Annotated in this window: 22 protein-coding genes and 7 tRNA genes; 4 read left to right on the top strand and 25 right to left on the bottom strand. The window is 59.4% G+C overall.

The window, feature by feature from the left end:
- Nucleotides 1-309: 309 nt before the first annotated feature.
- From QWJ34_RS14460 to QWJ34_RS14430, 7 genes are all read right to left on the bottom strand, one after another.
- Nucleotides 310-963 (bottom strand): response regulator, encoded by a 654-nt coding sequence (locus tag QWJ34_RS14460; protein WP_302728842.1) that lies wholly within the window; start codon nucleotides 961-963, stop codon nucleotides 310-312.
- A 1-nt stretch (nucleotide 964) separates the two neighbouring features.
- The gene (locus tag QWJ34_RS14455; RefSeq protein WP_302729269.1) at nucleotides 965-1987 is read right to left on the bottom strand and encodes a sensor histidine kinase; all 1023 of its coding nucleotides are present in this window, start codon (nucleotides 1985-1987) and stop codon (nucleotides 965-967) included.
- Nucleotides 1988-2073: 86 nt separating this feature from the next.
- Nucleotides 2074-2721 carry a cell wall-active antibiotics response protein LiaF gene (gene liaF / locus QWJ34_RS14450; RefSeq protein WP_302728840.1) on the bottom strand — a complete coding sequence of 216 codons (648 nt, stop codon included), beginning with the start codon at nucleotides 2719-2721 and terminating at the stop codon, nucleotides 2074-2076.
- 216 nt (nucleotides 2722-2937) lie between these two features.
- Nucleotides 2938-3660: a PspA/IM30 family protein gene (locus QWJ34_RS14445; RefSeq protein ID WP_302728839.1), complete on the bottom strand. Its 723-nt coding sequence runs from the start codon at nucleotides 3658-3660 to the stop codon at nucleotides 2938-2940.
- A 1-nt stretch (nucleotide 3661) separates the two neighbouring features.
- Nucleotides 3662-4183 carry a PspC domain-containing protein gene (locus QWJ34_RS14440; RefSeq protein WP_302728837.1) on the bottom strand — a complete coding sequence of 174 codons (522 nt, stop codon included), beginning with the start codon at nucleotides 4181-4183 and terminating at the stop codon, nucleotides 3662-3664.
- Between the two features lie 7 nt (nucleotides 4184-4190).
- A complete protein-coding gene (locus QWJ34_RS14435; protein ID WP_302728835.1) occupies nucleotides 4191-4862 on the bottom strand; it encodes a PspA/IM30 family protein in 672 nt (223 codons plus the stop codon).
- A gap of 85 nt (nucleotides 4863-4947) precedes the next feature.
- Nucleotides 4948-5253, bottom strand: a complete 306-nt coding sequence (locus QWJ34_RS14430; protein WP_302728834.1) for a hypothetical protein — start codon at nucleotides 5251-5253, stop codon at nucleotides 4948-4950.
- A 387-nt stretch (nucleotides 5254-5640) separates the two neighbouring features.
- Here QWJ34_RS14430 and mprF point away from each other — a divergent pair, with 387 nt between their 5' ends.
- Nucleotides 5641-8520, top strand: a complete 2880-nt coding sequence (gene mprF / locus QWJ34_RS14425) for a bifunctional lysylphosphatidylglycerol flippase/synthetase MprF (RefSeq protein ID WP_302728833.1) — start codon at nucleotides 5641-5643, stop codon at nucleotides 8518-8520.
- Between the two features lie 188 nt (nucleotides 8521-8708).
- Here mprF and QWJ34_RS14420 read toward each other — a convergent pair whose 3' ends face one another.
- Genes QWJ34_RS14420 through QWJ34_RS14410 form a run of 3 tightly spaced genes read right to left on the bottom strand, consistent with a single transcriptional unit; the run spans nucleotide 8709 to nucleotide 12520 of the window.
- Entirely contained in the window at nucleotides 8709-10241 is a 1533-nt protein-coding gene (locus tag QWJ34_RS14420) for a PTS transporter subunit EIIC (protein ID WP_302728832.1), read from the bottom strand.
- A 15-nt stretch (nucleotides 10242-10256) separates the two neighbouring features.
- Entirely contained in the window at nucleotides 10257-11690 is a 1434-nt protein-coding gene (locus QWJ34_RS14415) for a glycoside hydrolase family 1 protein (protein ID WP_302728831.1), read from the bottom strand.
- A 2-nt stretch (nucleotides 11691-11692) separates the two neighbouring features.
- On the bottom strand, nucleotides 11693-12520 hold the full coding sequence (locus QWJ34_RS14410; protein ID WP_302728830.1) for a MurR/RpiR family transcriptional regulator: 828 nt from the start codon (nucleotides 12518-12520) through the stop codon (nucleotides 11693-11695).
- 410 nt (nucleotides 12521-12930) lie between these two features.
- On the opposite strand from QWJ34_RS14410, the gene QWJ34_RS14405 reads away from it, so the two are divergent.
- Nucleotides 12931-13686, top strand: coding sequence for an alpha/beta fold hydrolase (locus tag QWJ34_RS14405; RefSeq protein WP_302728829.1), 756 nt, complete (start codon nucleotides 12931-12933; stop codon nucleotides 13684-13686).
- Between the two features lie 122 nt (nucleotides 13687-13808).
- Here QWJ34_RS14405 and QWJ34_RS14400 read toward each other — a convergent pair whose 3' ends face one another.
- The 4 genes from QWJ34_RS14400 to QWJ34_RS14385 form a co-directional block, all read right to left on the bottom strand.
- The gene (locus QWJ34_RS14400; RefSeq protein ID WP_302728828.1) at nucleotides 13809-14843 is read right to left on the bottom strand and encodes a Gfo/Idh/MocA family protein; all 1035 of its coding nucleotides are present in this window, start codon (nucleotides 14841-14843) and stop codon (nucleotides 13809-13811) included.
- A 116-nt stretch (nucleotides 14844-14959) separates the two neighbouring features.
- On the bottom strand, nucleotides 14960-16078 hold the full coding sequence (locus tag QWJ34_RS14395; protein ID WP_302728827.1) for a Gfo/Idh/MocA family protein: 1119 nt from the start codon (nucleotides 16076-16078) through the stop codon (nucleotides 14960-14962).
- 93 nt (nucleotides 16079-16171) lie between these two features.
- Nucleotides 16172-16954, bottom strand: coding sequence for a sugar phosphate isomerase/epimerase family protein (locus QWJ34_RS14390; RefSeq protein ID WP_302728826.1), 783 nt, complete (start codon nucleotides 16952-16954; stop codon nucleotides 16172-16174).
- A gap of 15 nt (nucleotides 16955-16969) precedes the next feature.
- Nucleotides 16970-18157, bottom strand: a complete 1188-nt coding sequence (locus QWJ34_RS14385; protein ID WP_302728825.1) for a Gfo/Idh/MocA family protein — start codon at nucleotides 18155-18157, stop codon at nucleotides 16970-16972.
- A gap of 176 nt (nucleotides 18158-18333) precedes the next feature.
- Between QWJ34_RS14385 and QWJ34_RS14380 the strand changes: the two genes are divergently transcribed.
- On the top strand, nucleotides 18334-19212 hold the full coding sequence (locus tag QWJ34_RS14380; RefSeq protein WP_302728824.1) for an AraC family transcriptional regulator: 879 nt from the start codon (nucleotides 18334-18336) through the stop codon (nucleotides 19210-19212).
- Between the two features lie 189 nt (nucleotides 19213-19401).
- On the opposite strand, the gene uxaC is transcribed toward QWJ34_RS14380, so the two are convergent.
- From uxaC to QWJ34_RS14360, 4 genes are all read right to left on the bottom strand, one after another.
- Nucleotides 19402-20808: a glucuronate isomerase gene (gene uxaC, locus QWJ34_RS14375; protein ID WP_302728823.1), complete on the bottom strand. Its 1407-nt coding sequence runs from the start codon at nucleotides 20806-20808 to the stop codon at nucleotides 19402-19404.
- A 117-nt stretch (nucleotides 20809-20925) separates the two neighbouring features.
- The gene (locus tag QWJ34_RS14370) at nucleotides 20926-21786 is read right to left on the bottom strand and encodes an SDR family oxidoreductase (RefSeq protein ID WP_302728822.1); all 861 of its coding nucleotides are present in this window, start codon (nucleotides 21784-21786) and stop codon (nucleotides 20926-20928) included.
- A 107-nt stretch (nucleotides 21787-21893) separates the two neighbouring features.
- Nucleotides 21894-22958 carry a mannonate dehydratase gene (locus QWJ34_RS14365; RefSeq protein ID WP_302728821.1) on the bottom strand — a complete coding sequence of 355 codons (1065 nt, stop codon included), beginning with the start codon at nucleotides 22956-22958 and terminating at the stop codon, nucleotides 21894-21896.
- A 155-nt stretch (nucleotides 22959-23113) separates the two neighbouring features.
- A complete protein-coding gene (locus tag QWJ34_RS14360) occupies nucleotides 23114-23773 on the bottom strand; it encodes a GntR family transcriptional regulator (protein ID WP_302728820.1) in 660 nt (219 codons plus the stop codon).
- A gap of 238 nt (nucleotides 23774-24011) precedes the next feature.
- Here QWJ34_RS14360 and QWJ34_RS14355 point away from each other — a divergent pair, with 238 nt between their 5' ends.
- Nucleotides 24012-24761, top strand: a complete 750-nt coding sequence (locus QWJ34_RS14355; protein WP_302728819.1) for a hypothetical protein — start codon at nucleotides 24012-24014, stop codon at nucleotides 24759-24761.
- A gap of 157 nt (nucleotides 24762-24918) precedes the next feature.
- Here the strand turns inward: QWJ34_RS14355 and QWJ34_RS14350 are convergent.
- The 7 genes from QWJ34_RS14350 to QWJ34_RS14320 all read right to left on the bottom strand — a co-directional run bounded on the left by QWJ34_RS14350 (nucleotide 24919) and on the right by QWJ34_RS14320 (nucleotide 25581).
- Nucleotides 24919-24999: transfer RNA gene (locus tag QWJ34_RS14350), tRNA-Leu, on the bottom strand.
- Between the two features lie 13 nt (nucleotides 25000-25012).
- Nucleotides 25013-25089 (bottom strand) — tRNA-Arg (locus tag QWJ34_RS14345).
- A gap of 28 nt (nucleotides 25090-25117) precedes the next feature.
- Nucleotides 25118-25191: transfer RNA gene (locus QWJ34_RS14340), tRNA-Cys, on the bottom strand.
- Between the two features lie 10 nt (nucleotides 25192-25201).
- Nucleotides 25202-25276, bottom strand: a tRNA-Gly gene (locus tag QWJ34_RS14335).
- A gap of 29 nt (nucleotides 25277-25305) precedes the next feature.
- Nucleotides 25306-25380, bottom strand: a tRNA-Gln gene (locus tag QWJ34_RS14330).
- An 11-nt stretch (nucleotides 25381-25391) separates the two neighbouring features.
- A tRNA-His gene (locus tag QWJ34_RS14325) sits at nucleotides 25392-25464 on the bottom strand.
- Nucleotides 25465-25507: 43 nt separating this feature from the next.
- Nucleotides 25508-25581 (bottom strand) — tRNA-Trp (locus QWJ34_RS14320).
- Nucleotides 25582-25646: the final 65 nt, after the last annotated feature.

Genomic DNA, 25646 nt, shown 5'->3' with positions numbered 1-25646 from the left:
ATTCAGGCCGGTCTGTTTGGCGGATTGAGAAATTCAGGTTCAAAGCGAAGCGAAACAAGCGGAGGGAGAAATTCAGTGAAGTAAAGACTTTCGAAGAAAGTCACTTCGGAAGCATAAGCTTGATAGTGTTCGCCTTTGAAATCGGGAAAATTCCACCTATAATCCAATCAGTCTCTTCCCGATTTCAACACGTGACCTCAAGCCTTTCGAAGAAAGGCACATCGCAAGCATACGCTAACGAATTTCTCCCGCAGCCCATACGCTTCACCTGCGAACAAGAATTATCCCAACCCAAAAAACGGACCGGCCCTATTCGGCCAGTCCGTTTTTATACGCATAGATCGCAGCCTGCGTCCGATCCTCCACATCGAGCTTCGCAAGCAGGTTCGTGACGTGGAACTTCACTGTTTTGATCCCGATCACCAGCTCGTCGGCGATCTCCTGGTTCGAGCGGCCTTTGGCAAGCAGCCGCAGCACTTCCATCTCCCGCTCGGTCAGATCCTCGTGCGGGGCCCGCGCGGCGGCGGGACTGCGGAAGCGGTCCATCATTTTGGCCGCCACCTGGGATTCCAGCACCGACTGGCCGCGCACGGCGGCGCGGATCGCGTCGGCGACTTCTCCGGCGCGCGACGTTTTCAGCAGATAGCTGAACGCGCCGGCTTCGATCACCGGGTACATTTTCTCGTCGTCCAGATAACTCGTCAGCACGATGACCTTGCATGCCGGACACGTCTTCATCACTTCGCGCGTCGCTTCGATGCCGTCCATGCCGTCCATGACCAGGTCCATCAGCACGACGTCGGGATTGTACTGCTGCGCCAGTCGCACGCCTTCTTCCCCGCTGCTCGCTTCGCCGACGACTTCGATGCCGTCTTCCGTATCCAGCACGGCCGCCAGGCCGATCCGCACCATCTCGTGATCGTCCACCAGCAGCACCGTAATGAGTTCTTCTTCCGTTTCCATCTCAGTCCTCGATCCCCCTTTGCTCTGCGCCGCCCATCAGCGGCACCGTCAGCTCGATCCGCATGCCTTTGCCCGGAGCCGTGATATAGCGGATCGAACCGCCGATCTCGCTGACGCGCTCCTGCATCAGCGACAGTCCGTAAGACGCCTGCTTTTTCTCGTCCAGGTCGAACCCGACTCCGTTGTCCTTGAGCGAGACGCGCAGCGCGTCGCTGCGGCGCAGAATCAGAATCTCCATCTTCGTCGCCTTGGCGTGGCGCAGCGTATTGGAGAGCGCTTCCTGCACGATGCGGAACAGATGATTCTCGATTCCTTTGACCAGCTGCAGGCCGGCGTCCATTTCCAGCGTGATTTCAATCGGCATCTTGGATTGTATCTCGCGCACCAGCTCGCTGAGCCCCTGATACAATGGCTTGCCTTCAAGATACACCGGCCGCAGATGCAGCAGCAGCGCTCTCATCTCCGACTGGGCGACCGAAGCCATCTCCTCGATCAGCTCGACCTGCCTGCGGGCGCGGGCCAGGTCTTTCTCGAACGTCCGGCCGACGGCGGTCGCGGTCATCGAGATCGCGAACAGCTGCTGCGACACGGCGTCGTGCAGCTCGCGCGCCAGACGCTGGCGTTCCTCGACGATCGCGGATACCCGCGCCTGCTCCGCAAGCTGCGCGTTGTGCGTCGACAAACGCTGGAGCGAGCTGACCTGCTCCTCCCAGCGCTTGCCGACGCGGTCGAGCTGCTCGATCAGGCTGTCGATCTCGCCGCCGCCGAGCGGCCGGACGGGACGGGCGGGATTGCCGTTCTCCCACAGCAGCAGCGTATCGCGCAGCCGGTCGAACTGGATCTTGAGCAGCATGCCGCGGTACAGGCCGTACAGGGCGCCGATCGCCGCGCAGAGCGCCAGCACGGTCAGCCCCGCGCCGACGCGGATCTGCCATTTGTCCGGGACCAGCAGCAGACCGTAGGAATAGAGCGTATACAAAACGGCCAGCAGCACCACGATCGACAGCAGCATCCCCGCTCCCATGCTGCGGACGATCGTATTCGTTTTCTTCGTTCTTCGAGCTTCGTTCACCGCTTGCGCTCACCGCCTCTCTCCGTCCGCCTGCGGATTCAACTCATCCGGATATTGATGTCCCCGGTCGCATAAGCCATCACGACCCGGATTTTCTGTTCGCTGCGCTCATAGCCGGGCGATCTCCAGATAAACTTGTTCAAGAGTCCCGAATGGGCATGTCCTTCGAAGCCTACTTTGCCGTAACCGACAAAAATATCGAATTCGATCCCGTATTCTTCGGGGAAGATCAGATCGGCGTCGCCGATCAGCCCCTGCATATGGATCACCGTCAGCGGCTCCGCCGGCAGCGCGAGCGCGAAGTCGCAGCCGACGTCGCCCAGCAGATTCCACAGGCTGATATTTTCCGGCACCCACGGGTCCCGTTCGCGGTGCAGCTGCGACACCAGTTCCTGCCTGCGGATATAGTCGCGGCCCGCGTGCAGTTCTCTGGCCCGGGCGTAGAACACGCCGATCGAGACCAGGATGCCGCCGAGCAGCAGCACGATATGATCGAGCAGCATCAACCCCGCGCCGGCGGCCAGCCATTTGTAGCCGGACGACGTGCGCCCGGCCCGCATCGTATAAACTCCGTACAGCAGCACGAGGAGAGCGGCCAACGACAGCATGCTGACCCATTTTCCGAGCAGCATCAGCGTGCCCACGGCGATCAATACGATCGCCCACGTCCGTTTTCTCGTTCGCATACCGCGCCTCCTCCTGCCCTGTCTTTTTTGTGGCTCTGCTTGTATACTTCCTTATTTCCGTTTGCCGCTTTTCCTGCAGCGCAAAAGCCATAGCGGTATGACTAGCATACCGTATGGCTTCGCCGCAATACAATACAGTTGGCTCAATGATCGGAATCTATCCGGAAAAGATTCCGCCGGACCGATTCCCGCACCATTCCTCGTTCACGCGTTTGCTTACGCTTCGTCGCCTTTGGTGAGGGAAGGACCGTTCGAAGAAGACGATCCGTTCAGGCGGTTCTTGAGCGCGTTAAGCTGCTCGTCGACCTGAAGCTGCTTCTGGGCGTCGACCGGGCTGATGTAAGCGCTGCGGCCCGATCCGCCGCCGTAAGGCGTGCGCAGCACGTCGGCTTCGGCTTCCATCTGCATGATTTTTTCTTCCATCCGGCGGAAGCCCGACGAAGAGCTGCCTTTGTCGATCGCGTAGACCGGGTTGACCTGGGCCATCTGCTTTTTGGCTTTCGCCATCTGGGCGCGGGCCACCAGTTCGTTGCGCTTGTTGCGCATTTGATAGAACTCGTCTTTCATTTCGTGCAGCTGGCGCATCAGGTCGGAGACCTGGGCTTCGGCCTGGTCGTGCAGATCCTGGTATTCGGTAATTCTTTGATCGAAGTAGATTTTCTCTTCCAGCAGTTTGCGCGCGGCTTCTTCCTGGCCGTTCTTCAACGCCGCTTCCGCCTGCGATTCGCGCTGGTCGGAGATGCGGACCGCTTCTTCGAAGCGCTGCTTCATGCGGCGCTCGTTCGCCATCTGTTTGGCTACCGTCACTTCGGCCTGGTGAATTTCTTCTTCCATATCCCGCAGGTACTGGTTGAGCATCATGATCGGGTCTTCCACCTTATCCAGCAGTTCGTTTACCGAAGCTTTCGTCATATCGCGCAGTCTTTTAAATACTCCCATTTTACAAATCCCCTTTCGACTTTTCGTTTTCGTATTGGGCAAGCTTTTGCTTGAGTTCTTCGACTTCTTTTTTGAGCGCCTTTTTCTCGATATCTTCCATCATGGCGTCCAGGCCGGAATCCGGCACGTCGCGCTTTTTCAGATCCGCCCGCGGCGCCGGACGATGCGGCGCAAAAGAGCGTTCGAATTCCCGATCCGCATCCAGCGGTCTCGGGGCCCGATGATCGCGGTGGTCGCGCGGGCCGCGGAACTGCTCTTCGCGAGGATCGCGGCCGGCATAACCGTCGCGGTACGGGTCCCGGGCGTAAGGGTCCCGGTCGTACGGAGAGTACGGCGGCGCCGATTCTCTCGGAATCACGAGCGAAGCGATAAAGTAAATCGGCAGCATCGCCCCGCTGGTCAGCGGAATGGCGACAAGGAACAGAACGCGCAGCAGTGTGGGACTGATGCCGAACTCGTAGGCGATCCCGCCGCAGAGTCCGGTCAGCATGCGGTCCCGGGTCGAGCGGTACAGTCTTTGCATCCCTGGCTTACTCCTTTCTTTCGTCGCGTTTCAGCTTTTCCTTCAGCCGGTCCATCTCCTGTTCGAGAACCGCTCCGATCTCGCCGATCTGGCGCGAAGCGTCCTGGCCGAGTTTGCGGATATCCCGCAGGCTGTACGTTTCGTATTCCATCGAAGACATCTGGTCGTCCAGACGATCGAACATTTTCGGAACGTCCGAGCCGTAGCCGTTGCCGCGGCGGTTCATCCGCTGCTGGAGACGAAGCGTCTCCATGCGGGCGTAGTAGTATTGGCGTTTATTGTATACGGTCTGGTATTCGTTTCTAAGTACGTTAAGCTGCTCGCCGAGTTCCTTGAAGGTTTCCTGGCTCTGCTCCCACAGCTCCAGGTACTGGCGTTCTTTTTCTTCATACAGCATTTTCTCCTGCAGCGCCAGCTTGGCAATCGTTTCCTCTTCCGCCTTGAGCGCCAGCATCGCCTGCTCTTCGCGCTTCTCGCGCATCGAAGCCGCATGGTCGACCTGCTGACGGAGCTGCTTGCTGTGATGCGAACATTGATCGTAAAGCCGCTGAACTTCCGCAATTTCCTGCCGGGTCTCGATCAGAAACTGGTCGATGATGCGCACCGGGTCCTGGCTTTCCTCCAGCTTGTCGTTCAGAGCGGCCAGCGTAATGTCTCTCATTCGTTTAAACATGCTCATTCGGCTTTTCTCCCTCCCTTGCGTGATTCCGCGTTTTTCCGGCTAAAAGACGACTGCGTGCTTCAAAGCGTTTCGGCCGGGAGCCTTAGCCGCCGAAGCCTCTGCGATTGTTCGAGCGTCTGCCCGCGATCCATACGATGCCGGCCCCGATCAGGACGATCCCGAGCAGCGGTCCGATCAGCCAGGACAGCTTTGCCAGCAGCATGCAGCCTCCGACGACCATCAGCAGCCAGCCCAGAAACGTCTTGCCCGTCTTGACTCCGTAATAGCCGAGTGCGAAAAGAGCTACGGCAAACAGCAGACCGACAACACTTCCGAGTTTTCCAAACAGCATCAGCGCTCCCAGTACCACAAGTACGATGGCCGGGATATTAAGTTTCATGCTTCTCATTAAACTTCTCACCGCCTTTCGCGAATCAATTTCCTTATGCCTTTATTCTAGACTCCGGCGCGCCGCCGCAAAACGGACCGCAGGCGGTTTTTGAACCTGGACCTTAGGCGGGGAAAGCACCCGGACCCCGGAGCGTGCGGGCAGCGTAAAGGCAGGGTACGGGCAAACCCGCGCCCCGCGTTTCATCTTAAAGGAATGCAGGGGAACCCTGTTTTCAAGCGTCTATTGGCCGAAGAAACGCCCGTTTCCCGAATCGTAACCGAAAGGTTACAAAGATGTTCGGTTCGAAAACGGGGTTTTTATGTTAATATTTATTGCATATATGCCGATGGAAATAATTGTATCGTTTAAAAACACAACCTACTTCTGATTAGCGCAGGTGAATCCATGAAACGAATGAAGCTTATCCTGGAACGTTTGCAAATTCTGCGGCTGTTCGCTTTCCTTTATCGAATGAAGATCGTCAAGCTGCTGATTCCGATCGCCGTGATCGCTTTCGTTTACTATGAAAGCCAGGGCGAGCTCCGCAAGCTCAACTTCTCCCGCATCCTCGTCGATATCCGGACGATGCCGCCGGGAGCGATCGCCGCGATCCTGCTGATGTCGCTGTTCGCGGTATCGGTCATGAGCGCTTACGATTTCCTGATCCGCAAGCATTTCCGCCTGAACGTGACCAAGCGCGCCGCGTTCCGTTACGGCTGGATCTCGAATACGTTCAATAACTTCCTGGGCTTCGCCGGCTTTACGGGCGCTGGCGTCCGCGCGCTGCTGTACAAGAACAGCGGCGTCACGCTGGCGCAGATCACGCCGGCGATCGTGTTTCTCTCGCCGGCGATGGTCACCGGCCTGTCGGTGCTCTCGTGGGCGGGAATCGTCGGCCTGCTGCCGATCGGGCCCATGCTCGGCGAGCACCGCTGGCTGATCTACGCCGTCTGGGGCATGGCGCTCTATCTGCCGGTCTTCCTGCTGATGCAGCGGTCGAAGCTGTTCGCCAAATGGTTCCACAAAGAAGGCCAGGGCAGCCGGCTGCCCTGGAGCGTCATCGGCACCTCCGTGCTGGCTTCGCTGCTGGAATGGTTCTTCGCCGGCCTCACGTTCTGGTTGATCTGCTCGTACTTCCTGCACGGCGTGCCGATCGACCGGGCGCTGGCGATCTACAGCGTGTCGGCCGTCGCCGGCATCGTCAGCCTGGCGCCGGGCGGCATCGGCGCGTTCGATATCACGGCGCTGCTCGGACTGCAATTGAGCGGCGTGCAGCCGGAAGCCGCGCTCGCGGCGCTCGTGCTGTTCCGGGTGTTCTATTTCATTATTCCGTGGCTGATCGCCCTTGTGCTGGCCGCGTTCGAAGTCGCGCCGAAGCGCCGCGCGGCCGGAAACGCGGCGGCGGCCGAAGCGGCGCCGGCCGCCGAGGCGCTTCAGACGCCGGAAGCCGCTTCCGCGGGCGCGGAGGGAGGCAAAGCCAAGAAAGCCGGCGAAGAACGGATACGCGAAGACCGCCGCGAAAGCGACGGCCTGCTGAACACCTGGCAGCGGTTCTGGAACTGGCCGGGACAATTCGGCTTCCTCAGCGATATGGGTGTCTGGGCGCTCGGCAAGCTGGTGCTGGCCTGCGGGCTGATCCTGCTGCTGTCGGCGGCGACGCCGGGCCTGCTGGAACGGCTGCATTTCATGTCGCGGTTTCTGTCTACGCCGCTGATGAAGCTGTCGCAGCAGATCTCCGTCGTGATCGGCTTCCTGCTGATTATTCTGTCCATGGGCATTTCGCTGCGGCTGCGGCGGGCCCATCGGCTCACGTCGCTGCTGCTGGTGGCCGGCGCGGTATTCACGTTCGTCAAAGCGTTCGATTACGAAGAAGCCATCGTGCTGCTCTTCGTGGCGCTGCTGCTGTGGGTATCGCGCGCACGGTTCAACCGTTCCGGCGCCACGCTGCCTGGCAAACGGATTCTGCTCTGGTTCGGCTTTACGCTGCTGGTGGCGTTCAGTTATTATCTGATCGGTTCGTCCGTGCGCCCCGGCTTCCTGTACCATCTGCCGCGCGGCATCCGGCCGGAATGGGCGCTGCGGCCGCGCGAGTACGCCGCTTCGGCGGTCGGCGGCATCGCCGGCGCCTGGATTCTGTTCTCGATCCTGGTGCTGCTGCGTCCCAAACGCGAGAAGACTTCTCCGCCCTGCGGAGAAGAAGTGCAGAAGCTGGACGGATTCCTGGCGCGGGAGAAGGGCAATCTGCTGACGCATATGCTGTATCTGGGCGACAAGCAGCTTTACTGGGCGCAGGGCGGCCAGGTGCTGATTCCCTACTCGCGCTCCCGCGACAAATTGATTGTGCTCGGCGACCCGCTGGGCCCGAAGAAAAAAATCGGGGAAGCGATCGAGGAGTTCCAGGCATTCGCCGACCGCTATGCGCTGTCCGTTTCGTTCTACCAGGTATCGCCCGAATACCTGTCCGTGTATCACGAGCGGGGCTACCGGTTCTTCAAACTGGGCGAGGAAGCACTGATCAATCTGGAGACGTTCACGCTCAGCGGCAAGAAGATGACCGCGTTCCGCACCGCCAAAAACCGCTTCGAGCGCGACGGATATACCTTTACCGTGCAGTCTCCGCCGTATAATGAAGAACTGCTCGCGGAGCTGCGCGGCATCTCGGACATCTGGCTCGGCGACCGCAAGGAAAAAGGCTTCTCGCTGGGCTGGTTCAACGAGCGTTATCTGCAGCGTTCGCAGATCGCCCTGTTGAAAGACCCCGAAGGCCGCACGATCGCTTTTGCCACATTGGCGCCGGCTTACGACGAGCGGACCGTGTCCGTCGATCTGATGCGCTACCTGCCGGATACGCCCAACGGCACGATGGATCTGCTGTTCGCGCGGTTGATCGAATGGGCGAAGGAGAACGGCTACGGCACGTTCAACCTCGGCATGGCGCCGCTGTCGAGCGTGGGCAAGAGCCGCAGTTCGCTGCGCGAAGAGAAATTGGCCAATCTGGTATTCCGCTACGGCGGCCACTTCTACGGCTTCGCGGGCCTGCGCCGCTACAAAGAAAAGTTCTACCCGGAATGGGAGCCGCGCTATCTGGCGTATCCGTCTTCGGTATCGCTCCCGCTGCTGCTGATCGACCTGGTCGTGCTGGTTTCCAAAAAGCCGAAGAAACGCGGCGGTTCCGGGGACGGTACCGTGGAGATCGGCGAACCGCTGCCGCTCGGCATGACCGCGGACGCGCAAGCGGAATCGCAGGAAAGCCGCAGCGCGGAGCATCCGACCGGCTCGCATTAAGATCGTGCGCCGAACGGCGCAAAATCAAAAAAAGGACTCCGGTTTCCGCGGCCGCGGAAACCGGAGTCCTTTTTGCGTATAAACACTGAAGATATAGACGACGATGCGCGGCACGGATTGTCCGGAACGGCGGCTACCGGTCGGTACCAAACGGCTTCCGGTCCGGAAGAAAAAGCTTTTATCCGCGCTCAGACCTGCGGGCTGCCGGAACCGGAAGCGCGCAGCGAAGACTGCGCCGGCCCGGGCGTTTGCGCCTCCGGACTGCCGCTGCGGTCCGGGCGGCTGAGCACAAGCGTAACGCCGAACGACACCGCGACGGCAATCGCGATCGTGGCGATCGAGAACCAGAAATTCGTCGTCAACCCGGACCCGTCGGTCGGGATAAAGGTCGGAATCGCCGCGAGGCCCGGCGACACGACGGCGTACTGCTTGAGGCCGACGATGCCGGCGAACACGCCGCCGGCCAATCCGCCGGAAGCCGCGCCGATCAGCGCTTTGCGGAAGCGCAGCAGGATGCCGAAGATCGCCGGTTCGGTAATGCCCATCACGCCGGTGAGGCCGGCGGAGAATCCGAGCGCGCGCGTATCTTTGCTGCGCTGCGTCACGGCAATCGCCAGAGCCGCCGCGCCGATAGCCGTATTGGCCGCCAGCATACCCGGCATGACGAATGCGTCGTAGCCGTTGTCGGCCATCGAAGCGAACACGAGCGGGAACAGCGCCTGGTTGGTGCCGGTCATGACCAGGAACGGGGTAAGCGCTCCCATAAGTCCGACGGATAACCAGCCCAGCTCCTGATTGACGAACTGGAGAGCGGCTGCCAGGTAGCTGCCGATAAAGCTGCCCAGCGGTCCGAGCAGAATCAGCGTAACCGGGGTGACGACCAGAATCGTAAGCAGCGGTTTGGCAAAAAATTTGATCGACTGATGGATAATCTTATCGAATCCTTTATCGACCAGCGCCATGAACAGCACGCCGATAATGACCGGGATAACCGACGAATTGTACGTAACCTGCGGAATGGAGATGCCCAGGAAGTCCAGGCCTTCCGCCCCGTCGACGGCGCTGTGCACCAGGATCGCGCCCAGATACATGCCCATCAGCGGATTGATGGACAGCTTGCGGGCCGCGCTGTAGCCGATAAAGATCGGCAGGAAATAAAAGCCCGCGTTGTTGACCGCCGTCAGCACCGTATACGTGCCGCCCTCGGCCGGCAGGCCGAAGAACGTCACCGCGATATTGAGCACGGCCGAGACGAGTCCCGCGGCGACGAGCACCGGCAGAACCGGCACGAAGGTGCCGCTGATAAAGTCCACGATGCGCGACAGGATCGCTTTGAAGCTTCTGCCGCCGCTGCGGCTTCCCGCCTCTTTGGCGGATGTTCCCGCGCTCGAAGCTCCTGCCCGCGCGGCGGAAGCGGAAGCCGGGGAATCCCCGGCCGCCGACTGGTCTCCGCGGTCCTTTTTGCCGTCGAAACCGCCCGCTTCCATAAAACTGCCGTACACATTGCCTACATCCGGACCGATAATGACCTGCAGCTCGCCGCCGCCCCGCATCACGACGCCCATTACGCCCGGAATACTTTTCAGTCCGCCCTGATCCACCAGGTCCGGATCGGCTACGGTCAACCGCAGCCTCGTCGCGCAGTGGTTGACTACCGATACATTGCCCGGCCCGCCGACTTCGCCCAGAATCCGTTCGGAAATTTCCGTGTATTTGCTCATCGCTCTATCCCCGTTCTATCCCCAATTTTGTCCGTTGGACTTGATCAAATCGGAATACCAGTAGTACGAGTCTTTCGGAATCCGGCGCAGGTCGAGCACGTCTTCGTCCGTCGTATTGATATAGACCAGCCCGTAGCGTTTCGCCATGCCGTTGCCGGTGCTGAGCAGGTCGGTAAACGACCACGGATTGTAGCCGATCACGTCGCAGCCGTCCATGATCGCCAGACCCACCTGGTAAATCTGGTCGCGCAGGAATTCGATCCGTTCGGCGTCGTGCACTTTTCCGTCTTCGGCCGGGCTGTCGTATTTGCCGTAGCCGTTCTCGGTAATCATCATCGGCAGCCGGTAGTGGTCCCAGACGTAGCGCAGCATATACCGCATCGCCACCGGATCGATCTCCCAGTCCCAATCGTTCGTTTCCACATAAGGATTCTCCGTCAGCTGGTACAATCCCGGCACTTTGGGGAAGATCAGCTGCCCTTTGACGCCGTTCTTGTTGAGCAGGTACTCCTGCGGCTCGTCCTCGATCCCGCAGTGCTTGGCCGTGTTGGAGCGGTAGCAGTTGAGGGCGAAAAAGTCGATCTTCGCGGACTCGATCAGCTCCATGTCCCCTTCGCGGATATCCGGGTCGATTCCGTTCTCGTTCCAGTAGCTGCGGATAAACCCGTTGTACTTGCGGTGGACGTACAGATCGTTCCAGACTTTCTCGGTCAGCTCTTCGGCGTTCATCGCCGCGATCTGGTCGTCCGGATTGGCCGAAGCCGGGTAGATCGGCACATAGCCCGGAACGGGTCCGATCAAGCCGCCTTCGACCAGTTCGTGGCAGGCGACGACCGCTTTGGCATGGCACAGATTCATGATATGGTTGACTTTCCATTGATCGTGCAGCCAGGTTTCTTCGTTCTTGCACACGCCCAGCCATTTGCCGTAGCAGATCTGCATATTTTGTTCGTTGATGGACAGCCAGTACGTGACCCGGTCGCCGAACGCTTCGAAGCAGGTGCGGGCATAGCGGTCGAACGCGTCGATAATGCCGCGATCGTACCAGCCGCCGTATTTCTCATCCACCCATACCGGCATATCGTAGTGATACAGCGTCACGATCGGCTCGATCCCGTACTTCAGCAGTTCGTCGATCAGATTGCTGTAGAACTCGATACCTTTGGCGTTCGGTTCGGCCGAGTCCGACGGATAAATGCGGGGCCACGACAGCGAAAAACGGTACGACGTAAAGCCGCAGTCGGCCATCAGCTTGACGTCTTCTTTGTAGTGATGATAATGGTCGGAAGCGATCGAATTGTCGGCGTACGGCTTTTTCTTCTTGCTGTTCAGATCGATAATCGCCGGCGTCCGGCCGTCTTCGGCTACCGCGCCTTCCACCTGCCAGGCCGCGCTAGAAGCTCCCCACATGAATTTTTCCGGAAAAACGGGCTGATTCTTGTACTGCATCTTCAATTCCTCCCAAGATTCGTCTGATGTGTCCGGGCGTACTCGCTGTAGAGCACGTCCAGCATAAAAGTGACGCCGTAGCGGCTGTAGACCGGAGTGTTGATCCGCCCGTCGGGCCGCTCCGACAGATAATAAAGCTCGTCGTAACGCTCTTTGGCCGAAAAGGCCCGGTTGCCCGTAATCAGCGCGTTGCGCACGTTCAGAGATTCCGTGAACCCGGCCGCTTCTTCCGCGAACACGCCCGAAACCGACAGGGTAATCAGCAGGTCGCGTTCGTCCAGGCTGCGAATCAATTCATTGTCCATATAGTTTTCGAACACGACGTAAACGATGCGGTTGTGCGCCAGCATTTTCTCCTGAAAATCTTTGACCGCTCCGCTGTACGCGCCCGGAATCAGGAAAACGGTATAGCGGCTGGCGTGAATCCGGTCCACAAAGCTGCGCAGCATATCGTCGGTCAAGCTGGACGAAACGTCGCGGATCATCTTCTCGATCTCGTCGAACAGCTGCTGCTTGTAGCGCTCCTGTCGCGAAGACTGGATATTGGCGTAGTAGACCTGGTCGTAGCGGGCGAATTCGGCTTTGAGGTCGACGAAGTTGTCGTAGCCGATCGCTTTGCAGAAACGGCGGACGCTGGAGCGGGAAACGAAGCAGTCGGACGCCACGTCGAAGATGTTCAGGTGCCGGAGTTCGCCGTAATGTTCCAAAAAGTAATGCGCCAGCACGTAAGCGGAATCGCCCACGTTGCCTTCGTTGATAATCGCAAACAGCGTATGCAGCAGGCTGGAATGAAGCGGATTGGACGCGGCGGCCGGTTTGTTCGTGTTCATATCGAAGATCTCCCCCGGGTAATAGAGTGGGTATTGCAACCGCTTTCTCTATCTGGTTTAAGTGTAGTCGAATCGCGGCGGCTGTGCGGTGCACGTTATGCACCCAGACACGCAGATCGCCGCAGCTCGATTATAGACCCGTGTAGCGAATCTGCCGGATTGCCCGATTGGAATCGAGCGAGGCGGCATTGGCCGCGCGGTCCCACAGCGACTAAAAAGACGTTCCGCGCAGGCGGAACGTCCACAATTTATACCCGTTTTCTGCGCCGGATTGATTGCCGGCGGGCTTCTGTTATAATATCTTTAAATGAGAATGGTTATCAATACAAAGGATTATAGCCCAAGCTATATCCCCCGGGCAGCCGGTGCGCCGGAGGTCGTTCGGGAACGTGACGAGGAGGGAAATCGCGATGGAATTTCGTACTTACGGCAGTCCGGAACTGCCCGCCGTTATGCTGGTGCACGGCGCAACCTGGTCGGGCCTTTTTGTCCGGCAGGCGGAGATACTCCGCGAACGTTACCACATCATCCTGCCCGTGCTGGACGGTCACGGCTTGACGGCGGCCGCGCCCTACGTTTCGACGGAACGCTGCGCCCGTCAACTGCTGGACTATGCGGATCGGCATCACGACGGCCGGCTGTTTGCGCTGGGCGGCGTATCGCTCGGCGGACAGATCGCGATCGAGATGCTGACGCGGCGCAGCCGGCTGTGCCGGCGGGCGATCATCGAGAGCGCCTCCTGCACTCCGCATCCGTGGATGCGCCGAACCGGCCGAATCGTTCATCGGCTGATGTTCCGCGCGCAGGCGCTGAACGCCGGACGGTCGAACCGGCGAAAGCCGCCGGAGCTCCGCCTGCCGGAGCGGGAAATGGAACTGTATGCGCGGGAGCTGTCGCGGCTCTGCCGGGACGGCCGAAGCGTGGACGCTATCTTCGACAGTCATCTCGCTTACGGCCTGAGCGAAGAAATTCGCGGCTGCGAAGCGGAGATTCTGTGCTGGTACGCAAGCCGGGAACCGAAAGCGATCCGGGATTCCGCCCTGCTGCTGCGCGAGTATGCGCCGCGCTGCACCGTGCAGGAGCTGACCGGCTATCGGCACGGGGAGCTGGCGGCCCACCGACCGGATGAATGGGTGCGCCGCGCCGAAGCGTTCTGGCAGGCATGAACGGCGGCTGCGCGCCGCGCAAAAAAACCTTTGCCGAAGTTCCGGCAAAGGTTTTTGGGTAAGTTTTTCATGCGGCCGGGTCCGCGTTCGGCCCGGGCGGCGTTCATCCGGCGGCCGATCCTTCAGCCGCGCGCTGCGCCCGCCGCGGATACGGCGGCGCCGGCTTTGGACGATTCGTAGATGCCGTGGATCAGCCGCAGAGCTTTGATGCCCGCTTCGGCGTTCAGCCAGAACTGCCGGCCTTCCCGCACATGCCGATGGAAATCTTCGATCAGCAGACCGTGGGTCACGCCCCAGTACGACTTGGCGCCCGTGGCGACCTGCGAAGGCCGGCACAGTTCCGTTTCTTCGCCGTCTTGCAGCAGATACAAGCGGTCGCGCCGCTGAAGCAGCGTGCCTTTCTCGAAGATCAGTTCCAGTTCGACGGGGCTGTTCGCCAGATAAGCGTTCGTGCCGTAGAACAGCGCGCGCGCCCCGCCTGCAAAGTCGATGCAGGCATGGGCGCTGTCTTCGACTTCGATCACGTCGCCCAGCGCGTCCGTCGTTACGCTGCCGGATATGCGCAGGACGTCCTCTCCGGCAAACCACTGCAGCAGATCGAGCGTATGGATCGTCTGGTTGATAAGCAGCCCGCCGCCTTCGGTTTCCCGGCGGCCGCGCCACGGACTCTCCGTGTAATACTCTTTGCTGCGCGTCCAGGTGACGACGCCTTTCAGACATTCCAGCCGGCCCAGCCGGCCGGAATCGATATACTCGCGAATCCGGCGCGAACTCTCGTTATAGCGATTCTGGAACACGACGCCGAGCTGCGCCGAACTGCGCGCCGCGGCTTCGCGCAGGTCTTCCGCCGCCTCGACCGTATGCGCGATCGGCTTCTCCGTCAGCACATGTTTGCCGGCGGCGAGCAGTTCCCGCGCCAGCGGCGCATGCTGATGATGCGGCGTGCACAGATGCACGACTTCGATATCTTCCCGGTCCAATATGACCCGGAAATCTTCCGCCGCTTCGCAGCCGTACGTCTGCGCCGCCCGCCGCGCTTTGGCCGGGTCGGTATCTACGACCAGAAGCAGCTCCGCTTCCTCCATCGCGTTTACCGCCCGCGCGTGCAGATCGAAGATCGCCCCGCAGCCGACGATGGCCGTTCCCGTCTTGTTCATGCTTCGCACCTTCCGTCTTCTAAGATTCGATTCTCCGGAGCTCTGCGTTTACACATTCGTCCGGGCTTTCTTCTCCGCCCTTCCGCTTTCCGTTTCCGCCGGGCTCCGCTCCGCCGTCAGCGCTCCGCCCGCGCTTCTTCGGCCGGCTTGCGCAGCGTGTCCGGCGTCAGATTGACCGCCTGCTCCTGCGCTTCCAGGCACAGGCGCGCGGCCATAAACGCATGCTCCTGGGTCATCGCATTCTCTGTCCGGTTCAGACAGTCCAGGATCAGCTGCCCGAAGAACGGGCAGCCGATTTTGCCGGACACCTGCTCGTAATGCTCGCCTTCCCGGTCTACCCAGAATACGTGGTCGCCCGAATCCGAGCGGGCCACGTCCGTATATTTGCGCAGCTCGATATATCCTTCCGTCCCGAGGATGACGGTCCGCCCGTCGCCCCAGGTGCCGAGCCCTTTCGGCGTCAGCCAGTCGACGCGGAAATACTGCGTCGCCCCGTTGTCGCCGACCAGCGTCGCGTCGCCGTAGTCTTCCAGTTCGGGATATTCCGGGCTGTTGTAATTGGCGACTTTGCTGTGCAGTACCTTCGCGCTCCTGCAGCCCGCGTAATGCAGAAACTGCTCGATCTGGTGGCTGCCGATATCGCACAGGATGCCGCCGTAATCGTCGCGGCGGAAGAACCAGTCCGGACGGCTGTCCGCGTTCAGCCGGTGCGGACCCGTGCCCATCACCTGGACCACGCGGCCGATCGCGCCCTGCCCGATCAGCTGGTCGGCGTATACCGCGCTCTCGACATGCAGCCGTTCGCTGTAATAAACCATGTATTTGCGCCCGGTCCGCGCGGCGCATTCCTCCGCCGCGCGCAGCTGCGCGAGCGTCGTAAACGGCGTTTTATCCGTAAAATAGTCTTTGCCGCTTTCCATAACCTTTATGCCCAGCGGCCCCCGCTTGGCCGGAATCGCCGCGGCGGCGACCAGCTTCACGTCGGGATCGTTCAGAATCTCTTCCAGCGAGCCCGCCGCCTGTACGTCGGGATACGCTTTGCGGAAATTCTCCACTTTCTTCTCGTCCGGATCGTACACCCATTTCAGCGTGCCGCCCGCTTCCGCCAGGCCGTTGCACATGCCGTACACATGTCCGTGATCCAGCGCCGCGGCCGCAAATACGAATTCGCCGGGCTGTACAACCGCTTTCGCTTCGTGCTTGGGCGCATAATTCATTCCGTCGTTTCGGCTCATGCTTTCCTTCATCCTTCCGCTGTGCGTTTTCGCCGGTTTCGGCTTATCTCATTCTTGCAGTCCGCTGCGCCGCCCGGCCGCTTCCCCGGTTCCCTACAGCGTTTTCTCGCGTTCCAGATATTGATGCAGATAATCGAGACTCATCGTCACGCTCTCAAACGGGTCCCGGCGGCAGATGTCCTGCTCGACCACATACCATTCCACGCCCGTCGCCCGGCACGCTTCGATAATTGCCGGCGTATTCATATTGCCCTGCCCGATCTCGGCGAACACCGGCTTGCCGTCCACGATCTCCATGTCTTTCAGGTGGACCACCTGCATCCGGCCTTCGACTTTGTGCGCCCACTGCGCCGGATCGCCGCCGCCCGCCTGTACCCAGTACATATCGAGCTCGAAGCCGAAACCTTCCGGATCGCTTTCTTCGAGCAGGATGTCCATGCCCGTCCGGCCGCCGAACTTTTCAAATTCCACCTGGTGGTTGTGATACACGAACTGCAGCCCGTAATCGCGTTTCAGCCTCAGCCCGATCTCCGACGCTTCCTGCGCGAATTTGCGGTAGCCTTCCTCGCTCGTCCGGTAAGACTCGGGCGCCATGCCCAGACCGACATACTTGCAGTCCCACAGCTTGTGCTGCTCCGCAACCGCTTCCAACTCGCCGGTCAGCCGGTCGAACGGGATATGCGTCGCGCAGATGGCCAGCCCGTTTTGGTCCGCCAATTTTTTGACCGTACGGTGATCGATCGGGCCGATACCCGATACCTGAACCGCTTCGTACCCGATTTCTTTCAGCCGCGCAAACGTCGAAGCCAGATCTTTTTCCGTCTGGGCCTGTTCCCGAAACGTGTACATCTGCGCCGCAATCGTCGATTTTTTCATCGCCGCTTTTCCTCCTCAGTGCGTGCCCGATACGTTCAGCGTTGCTTCCGGGCCGGTTTTTTTCACAAAAGTCGACTGCTCGATCCGTTCGTTCAGCTTCTCCAGGTACGCTTCCTCGTCGATCGGCAGTTCCACCCAATCGTCGGTCCAGCTCGACAGATGCATGGCGTTGGACAGCGTCAGGCCGCGGATGCCTTCTTCGCCCGGCGCGATCAGCGCTTCCCCGTGCAGAACGGCGTTCGTAAAGTTGCGCAGGATGCCTTCGTGCTGCTCCCCGCCTCCTCCGCCGACCGGAATTTCGCATTTCCAGCATTCCGGCTGTCCGAAACCGCCCGTATACGTCGCGTTGAACTCCGGTTCCGGCGTGCGCAGTCTCCAGAATGTCAGCTTGTCGTCTTCGACCACGATCTTCCCGTTGTCGCCCGTGATCTCGAACCGGTTGGTGCCCGGCGCTTCGCCGACCGTGGTCACGAACAGTCCCGTCGCTCCGTTTTCGTACTCGGCATAAGCGGTCACGTCGTCCTCGACTTCGATCTTGCGGTACTTCCCGAAGCTGCAAAAAGCGCGAATGCGCTTCGGCATCATGCCCGTGGCCCACTGCCACAGATCGAGCTGGTGCGGGTCCTGGTTCAGCAGAACGCCGCCGCCTTCGCCTTCCCACGTCGCCCGCCAGCCACCGGAGTCGTAATAGCTCTGCGAGCGGTACCAGTTGGTAATAATCCAGTTGGTGCGCCGGATCTCGCCAAGCTCGCCCGATTGGATCAGCTCGCGTAGTTTGCGGTACAGCGGATTGGTCCGCTGGTTGTACATGATGCCGAACACGAGGCTCTGCTCTGCCGCCTTCGCGGCCGCCTCGTTCATCTGACGCACCGCTTTCGTATAGACGCCCGCCGGCTTCTCGATCAGCACATGCAGTCCGTGTTGAAACGCTTCCACGGCGAGTGTCGGATGATCGTAATGCGGCGTCGCGATCAGTACCGCGTCGATCTCGCCCGAACCCATCATCTCCGCGGCGTCCGCGTACCGCTTCACTTCCGCGGGCAGTTCCCGCTCCGCCCATTCCAGGCGCTGCTCCCGCATATCGCATACCGCGGTCAGCACGGCTCCCTCGATGCGCCCGGTCAGGCTTTTGGCGTGGGAAGTCCCCATATTGCCGATGCCGATAATGCCGAAACGCACTTTTTCTCCGCTGCTCGTCTTCATTTTTGTCCCTCCGATTTATCCGGCTTGAAGTGTTCGCCCTGCATACAGCTTGAGGATACCCCAACGAAGCTTTGAATAACATGCGTACAACTAAGGAATTCTTGTCCAAAACTAAGGCATTTTCGTCAAAATAAAGTATACTTCGAATAGAAACCATGCCGAAAAAGGAGGCCGTTATGCACGAATCCCCGTTTGACGCCGGCCTGGGTCGGACGCCCGATTCCAATTCCTACTTCCGGACCGACGTCGCCGACCGGCTGCTGGAGAACCTGACCGTTCATGTTTCGCATGCGTTCTACCGGGCGGGTTACTATGGCTGGAACGCCCCGGAAGAGAAACCGTCGTTCAACCGGCTGTACTATGTGTCCGAAGGCGAAGGCGCGGTTACGCTGGACGGGGTCCGGTACGAACCCCGCGCGGGCCAGCTGTTTATTATGCCGGCGGGAGCCGTGCAGACGCGCTTTACGCCGCCGCATAATCCTTATTCCCGCTACTTCTGCCATTTCGACGCGAGAATCGGCGAATGGCCGCTGTTCCAGGCCGGAGACGACTTTCATATCGCCGACGCGGAGGACCCGGGCCGGATCAAAGCGCTGTTCCTCGAAATGATCGCGCAGTCGGAGCATCCCGGCCCGTTTTCTTCCCTGCGCGTCAAAGCCTGTCTGCTGGAGCTGCTGGCCCGCTGCCTCGAAAGCGGCGGCCACGCCGGCTTTATGGACCGGTTCATGCAGAGCAGCGAGCGCAGCAAATTGGCCCGGGTGCTGGAATACATCGACGCCCGGCTGCAGGAATCGCTGGAGGTGGAGCAGCTCGCCGAACTCGTCCATCTGCATCCCAACTACTTTATCCCGTATTTCAAAAAGCAGCTCGGCACCACCCCGATGAACTACGTCCAGCATAAGCGGATCGAGCTCGCCAGACGGCTGCTTACCTCCACCGATACCGGCATTTCCGCGATCGCGGACCGCGTCGGCATGGAGCCGGCCCACTTTTCCCGCACATTCAAAAAAGCCACCGGCGTCTCCCCCAGCTCCTACCGCAACAGCACCCGCTGATCGGATGTCGGCGCCGCGGCCGTTCCGCCGGGATCGAAAGCCGCGTTTTTTTCGCATCCGGCGGACCGCTTCCTTCCGTGCATCTTCGCAGCCGCGGCATCTCCATGCCGAAAAGCCCGACGACGCCGCAGGCGGATCGGGCTTTTATCTCGTTTTGCGCGGTATCCTTCCGCCGCTTCCTTTTCCTGCCTACAGCTTCATGCCGAAATACGCATTGGCGTTGTTGAACGACACGTCCTGCACAAGCTTGCCCAGCAGCGGCAGATCGTCCGGCACTTCGCCGTCTTCCGCCCAGCCCCCGATCAGATTGCACAGTATGCGGCGGAAATATTCGTGGCGCGTATACGACAGGAACGAGCGCGAGTCGGTCAGCATGCCCACAAAGCTGCTCAGCAGCCCGATGCTCGACAGGGAAGTCAGCTGCTTGAGCATCCCTTCCTTCTGATCGTTGTACCACCAGCCCGAACCGAACTGCATTTTGCCGCGAATCCCTTCCTGTTGAAAAGAACTGATCAGCGCCGCCAGCACATCGTTCGAGGTCGCGTTCAGGTTGTACAGAATCGTTCTGGGCAGCAGATTGTCGCTGTCCAGCGCATCCAGCAGCCCGCACAGACTGTCCGCAACCCGCGGATCGCCGATCGTATCGAAGCCCGTATCCGGTCCGAGACGCTTTAACATGCGGGTGTTCGGATTCCGGATCGCGCCGATATGCAGCTGCATGGCCCAACCTTTTTGCGCGTAGGCGCGGCCGAGCGACAGAAACAGCTCCGTCGTATAGCGGTCGCTTTCTTTTTTCGACAGCTCTTCTCCGCCCAGCTTTTTCGCAAAAATCGTATCCAGTTCCACTGCGGTGGCTCTGGTGTGCGGCACTTCCGTAAACGCATGGTCGGAGATCAGGCAGCCGCTCCGGTGAAAATGTTCGATCCGCTCGATCAGCGCCTGTTCCATTTTGGCATACGAATCGATCGTGTAGCCGACCGCTTGGCCCAGCGTGTCCAGATAATCGACAAAGCCCGCCGCCCCGATCTGGAGCGCTTTGTCCGGGCGGAACGTCGGCGTCACCTTCGCGTCGAACGACGTCTGCTCCGCGATGCGTTTGTGATGCGACAGATCGTCCGCCGGATCGTCGGTCGTGCAGATCCATTTGACGTTCGAGCGGATAATCAGTCCCTGCGCCGTGAAGTCCGGCTCCGCCAGACGCTCGTTGCACCGCCGGTAGATCCCGCTCCAATTATCCGCCGTCAGCAGTTCGTCGATGCCGAAATACCTTTTCAGCTCCAGCGCCGACCAGTGAAACAGAGGGTTGCCCAACGTTTGCGGCAGCGCCTCGGCCCATCTGGCAAACTTTTCTTCATCCGGAGCATCTCCGGTAATATAGAGCTCTTCGACGCCCAGCGTGCGCAGCGCCCGCCATTTGTAATGATCGCCGCCCAGCCAGACTTCCGTCATGCTGCCGAAGCTTTGATTGTCCGCGATCGCTTTCGGATCCAGGTGGCAGTGATAATCGATAATCGGCATCGGCTCCGCGTATTCGCGATACAGCTTCTTGGCCGTATCCGTACGCAGCAGAAAATCGTTCTGGATAAAAGAACTCAAATCCGTTCTCCCCTTCCGTATAAGCCGGGACAGCCCGGCCGTTCCTCGTTCTTGCATACTTTGCGGCCGCGCAGATTTGCGTTCTCGGCCGCAAGTTCCGTTCCGCCGGCGTTACGGTTATACGCCCGAGTAGGCCGAGAACGCCCCGTCCACCGGAATCACGACGCCGTTGACGAAACCCGACGCCTGTTCGCTCACCAGATACAGCATCGTGCCCACCAGCTCGTGCGCTTCGCCGAAGCGCCCCATGGGCGTGCTGCCCAGAATCTTGGCCGAGCGCGCCGTCAGCGTGCCGTCTTCGTTCTTGAGCAGCTTCTCGTTCTGCGCCGTGACGAAAAAACCCGGAGCGATCGCGTTCACGCGAATGCCCGCTTTCGAGAAATACACCGCCAGCCACTGGGTGAAGTTGCTGACCGCCGCTTTGGCTCCGCTGTAAGCCGGAATCTTGGTCAGCGGCGTATAAGCGTTCATCGAAGAAATATTGACAATCGCCGCGCCCGGCCGTCCCGGCATATCCCGCGCGAATTCCTGGCAGGGGAGCAGCGTGCCGAGAAAGTTCAGATCGAGCACGAAGCGCAGCCCGTCCGGATCGAGATCGAAAAAGCTGATCGTCTCCCCGCGCTCGTTCTCCGGCAAATCCGGCGTCCAGTATTCCTCCGTCGTCGTGGCCCGCGGATGATTGCCGCCGGCTCCGTTGATCAGAATATCGCAAGGTCCGAGCTGCTCCAGAATTTGCTCGTGCGCAGCTTTGAGTGCCGCTTTGTCGAGCACGTCCGCTCCCACGCCGATCGCCCGGCCGCCTCTTTCGACCACTTCCCGCGCTTTGGCCTCGGCCTCCTGCAGGCTGCGGCCCAATACGGCCACCGCCGCGCCGCATTCCGCCAGCGCGTCCACGAAGCCCGAGCACAGTACGCCCGAACCTCCGGTGACAACCGCCACTTTGCCGCTCAAATCGATTTTAAAAGGCAGATTCCCCATTCCGATATCAAACTCCTTTCCTGCTTGCCAAAAGCTGAATTCGTTCCGGGCGCACGGTTCGAATCCGTCCGCCCGCTCTCCGGCAGCTCATTCTATTTCTTCCGCAATCAGGCCTGCTCCGCCGCCGCTTTGGCTTTGGTCGCCGCTTCCGCCAGCCCGTTGATATAAACCGCGCCCAGCGCCCGGTCGTACAACCCGTAACCCGCGCGCCCCGTCTCGCCCCAGATCATCCGGCCGTGGTCGGAACGGAACGGTCCGTCGAATCCGTAATCCACGTAAGCTTTGACGATCTCGTAGAAATCGAGCGAACCCCACTCGGACAAATGCCCGGATTCGCGGAACGACTTCTCGCCCGTAATCTTGATATTGCGCAGATGCGCGAAGTGAATCCGGTTCTTCACGCCGCCGAAATACTTGACCATATCGACGAAGTCGTTGTTCGGATCGCAGCCAAGCGAGCCCGAACACAGCGTCAGGCCGTGAACCGGCGAATCGTGCAGATTCAGGAAGCGCTCCAGATTACGCTTATTCGTGATGATGCGCGGCAGCCCGAAGATCGGCCACGGCGGATCGTCCGGATGGATCGCCATTTTGACGCCGCTCTCCGCGGCGGCGGGAATCACGCGCTCGATAAAGTAACCCAGATGCTCCCACAGCTGTTCCTCGCCCACGCCCTCGTACTGCTCCAAAATATGGCCGAGGCCGCCTTCTCCGTACGAAGTGTCCCACCCCGGCAGCGCCAGCTCGCCCAGCTTCGGGTCCATGCGGCGAATCGTTTCTTCTTCGTAGATCAGCGTCGTCGAACCGTCCGGCAGTTCGAATTCAAGATCCGAACGCGTCCAGTCGAATACCGGCATAAAATTGTAGCAAACGACCGGAATGCCCGCCCGGCCCAGATTGCGCAGCGTCTGCGCATAATTCTCGATATACCGGTCGCGCGTCGGCAGGCCCAGCTTGATATCTTCGTGCACGGGAACGCTTTCAATAACCGTCAGCTCCAACCCGACGCTCTCCACCCGCTCTTTAAGCGCCCGGATCTTCTCCATCGGCCAGACTTCGCCGACCGGCACATCGTAAACCGCGCTGACGATCCCTTTCATGCCGGGAATCTGCGCAATATACTCCAGCTTGACCGGATCGTCTTCGCCATACCAGCGAAACGTCATTTCCACAGTTCTTCACTCCTTCGGTGAATTTGCCATCTATCGGCATACTAGCATGCCAGTTCGCGCGATGCAACCCCAACGTTTGTCGGACCGCTTCTCCTGCCGGCATAACGAACCGCTGCCGGCGCGTTATGCCGGCTGCGGTTCTACTTAAAGCCGGCTCAGACTTGAACTTCTTCCCAGCGGCTCATCGGCTCGATGATATGTCTGCGCACCGCCGCTTCGACGTCTCCGGTCCGCTTCCCGGCAATCAGCTCGATCATGCCGCGATGCTGCTCCACCGCTCCGTCGAAAGGGTGTCCCATTTCAAACTTCAGCCGCATCCGGTTGTAATGAGTGCTCAGCCGGGTGATCGAATCCCAGACGTGTTCTTTGCCGCAGCCGCGAAACAGCATCCGGTGAAACGCATTATCGAGCTCATGAAAATCGGCAGCAGCGCCGCGGCGATTCTGCAGGTTCTCCTGCCGCTCCACATTGTGCCGAAGCTCCAGCAGTTCGTCCGGCGGAAACGTGTCGCAGGCAAGCAGCAGCACTTCCTTTTCCAGCGTAAACCGCATAAAAACAGCTTCCTCGATCAGGCCGGCGTCGATCTTCGATATATACGTGCCCACCTGCGGAACGACTTCGACCAGATGCTCTTCTTTCAATCTGGCCATAACTTCACGCACCGGCGTCCGGGATACTTGGAGCGCATTCGCCAGGTCGACTTCGCTGATCGCCCGTCCCGGTTCCAGCGTCAGATTCATAATGTTTTCGCGGATCACCCGGTAAGCGTAGTCTTTGCCGTTCTCTCCCTGGCGCCTCGTCGTTCCCTGTAACATGCGGTTTTCCTCCTCTTTGGCTGCTGCGCTTATTATAACAAAAAAGGCCGGCGACAAAACAGCACGACCGATTGAGCAGCAAAGAGCCTGAATCAAATTTTCACAACAAGATGCCGGGATTTCGTTTAGTTTAGCGAGCAATAGGGTACATATGAGCGAAAAATAACCTTAAAAGGAATGAGAGGGGATATTATTGAAAACAGTCACTCTAAGGTCTTCCGCTTACAGGCGTCCGTATTTGCTAATTTTCTTGCTGTCCGCAGTCTTAGCGTTAGCGGGCTGCTCCAAGGACTCCGCGCCGCTATCTATCGGAGGCAGTCAAGCGGACAGCTCCGGCGGCTATAAGCCTGCCGGTACCGGCAGCATCGATCTGGAACGGCTGCAGGGCATGTACTACGGGTTCAGCCCGGACTATGACGGATCCGAGTGCGGAGGCATGTGCTGGAATATCTATACGTTTCTGCCGGATCAGAAAGTCGTGGTGGACGCGCCTCCCAGCGGCGGACCCGAAACGATCGACTGCGGCGACGGCAGCTGTCAGACTTACAAGATCGAAAACGGTCAGCTTATCATAGAGGGCGAAGAAGCTCCTCTCGGCATCGAGACGGCCGACGGCAAGCTGCTTATCGACGAGGTGGAACTTCAACCGGTGGAGCCGGTCCAAGACGGGCTGACGCTGGATCAGAATTACACGCATGAAGGCTTCAGCGGGCTGGTCGGGATCTCTGCAGGCTCCAGTTCCTGGACGGAGACGCTGACTCTTCGGCCGGACGGCACGTACGAAGGCGACGACTTTATGATCGGTTCCGTCGAAGGCGGCGATAAGACCAGCGGCGCGGCAGGCGGAGCTTCCACGGGTACCTATCGCATTGGCGGCAACACGATCGAGTTTACCGACGCCAACGGCGAAACGACAAGCGAGCTGTTCTTTATTCAAGCCGAAGACGACAGCATCCAGGTTGGCGACCGCAATTTCTGGATCGAATAACGCTTCGTCCGAACTTTGAATTAGACACAACGCTAAAAAAAGCCCCAGATTCTCTAACGGAGAATTCGGGGCTTTTTGCTAAACAAATCGAAAACCAGGAAAATAAAAAAAGATTTGCAAGATTACTTTAGAGTAATCCTGCAAATCTTCTGTGTAATACCGGTGAAAGGACTCGAACCTTCACGGGTCTCCCCACTCGATTTTGAGTCGAGCGCGTCTGCCATTCCGCCACACCGGCACAAACAAAAAAATGGCGCGCCCTAAGAGATTCGAACTCCTGGCCTTTTGATTCGTAGTCAAACGCTCTATCCAGCTGAGCTAAGGGCGCATTCTTATATGAAATTAAAAAAATAAAATGGAGGCGCCACCCAGATTCGAACTGGGGATAGAGCTTTTGCAGAGCTGTGCCTTACCACTTGGCTATGGCGCCGAAATAAAAATGGAGCGGACGACGGGAATCGAACCCGCGACCCTCGCCTTGGCAAGGCGATGCTCTACCGCTGAGCCACGTCCGCTTATTGAATCATTATTCACTTGATAAAAATGGCTGGGGGTATAGGATTTGAACCTATGCGTGACGGAGTCAAAGTCCGTTGCCTTACCGCTTGGCTAACCCCCAAAAAAATAAAGGGCGATCGACGGGATTTGAACCCGCGCATGTCGGAGTCACAGTCCGATGCGTTAACCCCTTCGCCACGACCGCCAAATTAAAAGGTAAATCTTTGGGTTAAATATGAAATTTTCTATGGCAGGGGCAGCAGGAATTGAACCCACACTAACGGTTTTGGAGACCGCTGTTCTACCTTTAAACTATGCCCCTATAAACTGGTGGAGGCTGATGGATTCGAACCACCGAACTCGGAGAGAACAGATTTACAGTCTGCT

Origin of the sequence: Saccharibacillus sp. CPCC 101409, assembly GCF_030518235.1 — a bacterium.
Lineage (GTDB): Bacteria > Bacillota > Bacilli > Paenibacillales > Paenibacillaceae > Saccharibacillus.
Note: the sequence above shows the minus strand (reverse complement) of the source record. Positions and strands in the feature narration are given on the sequence as shown.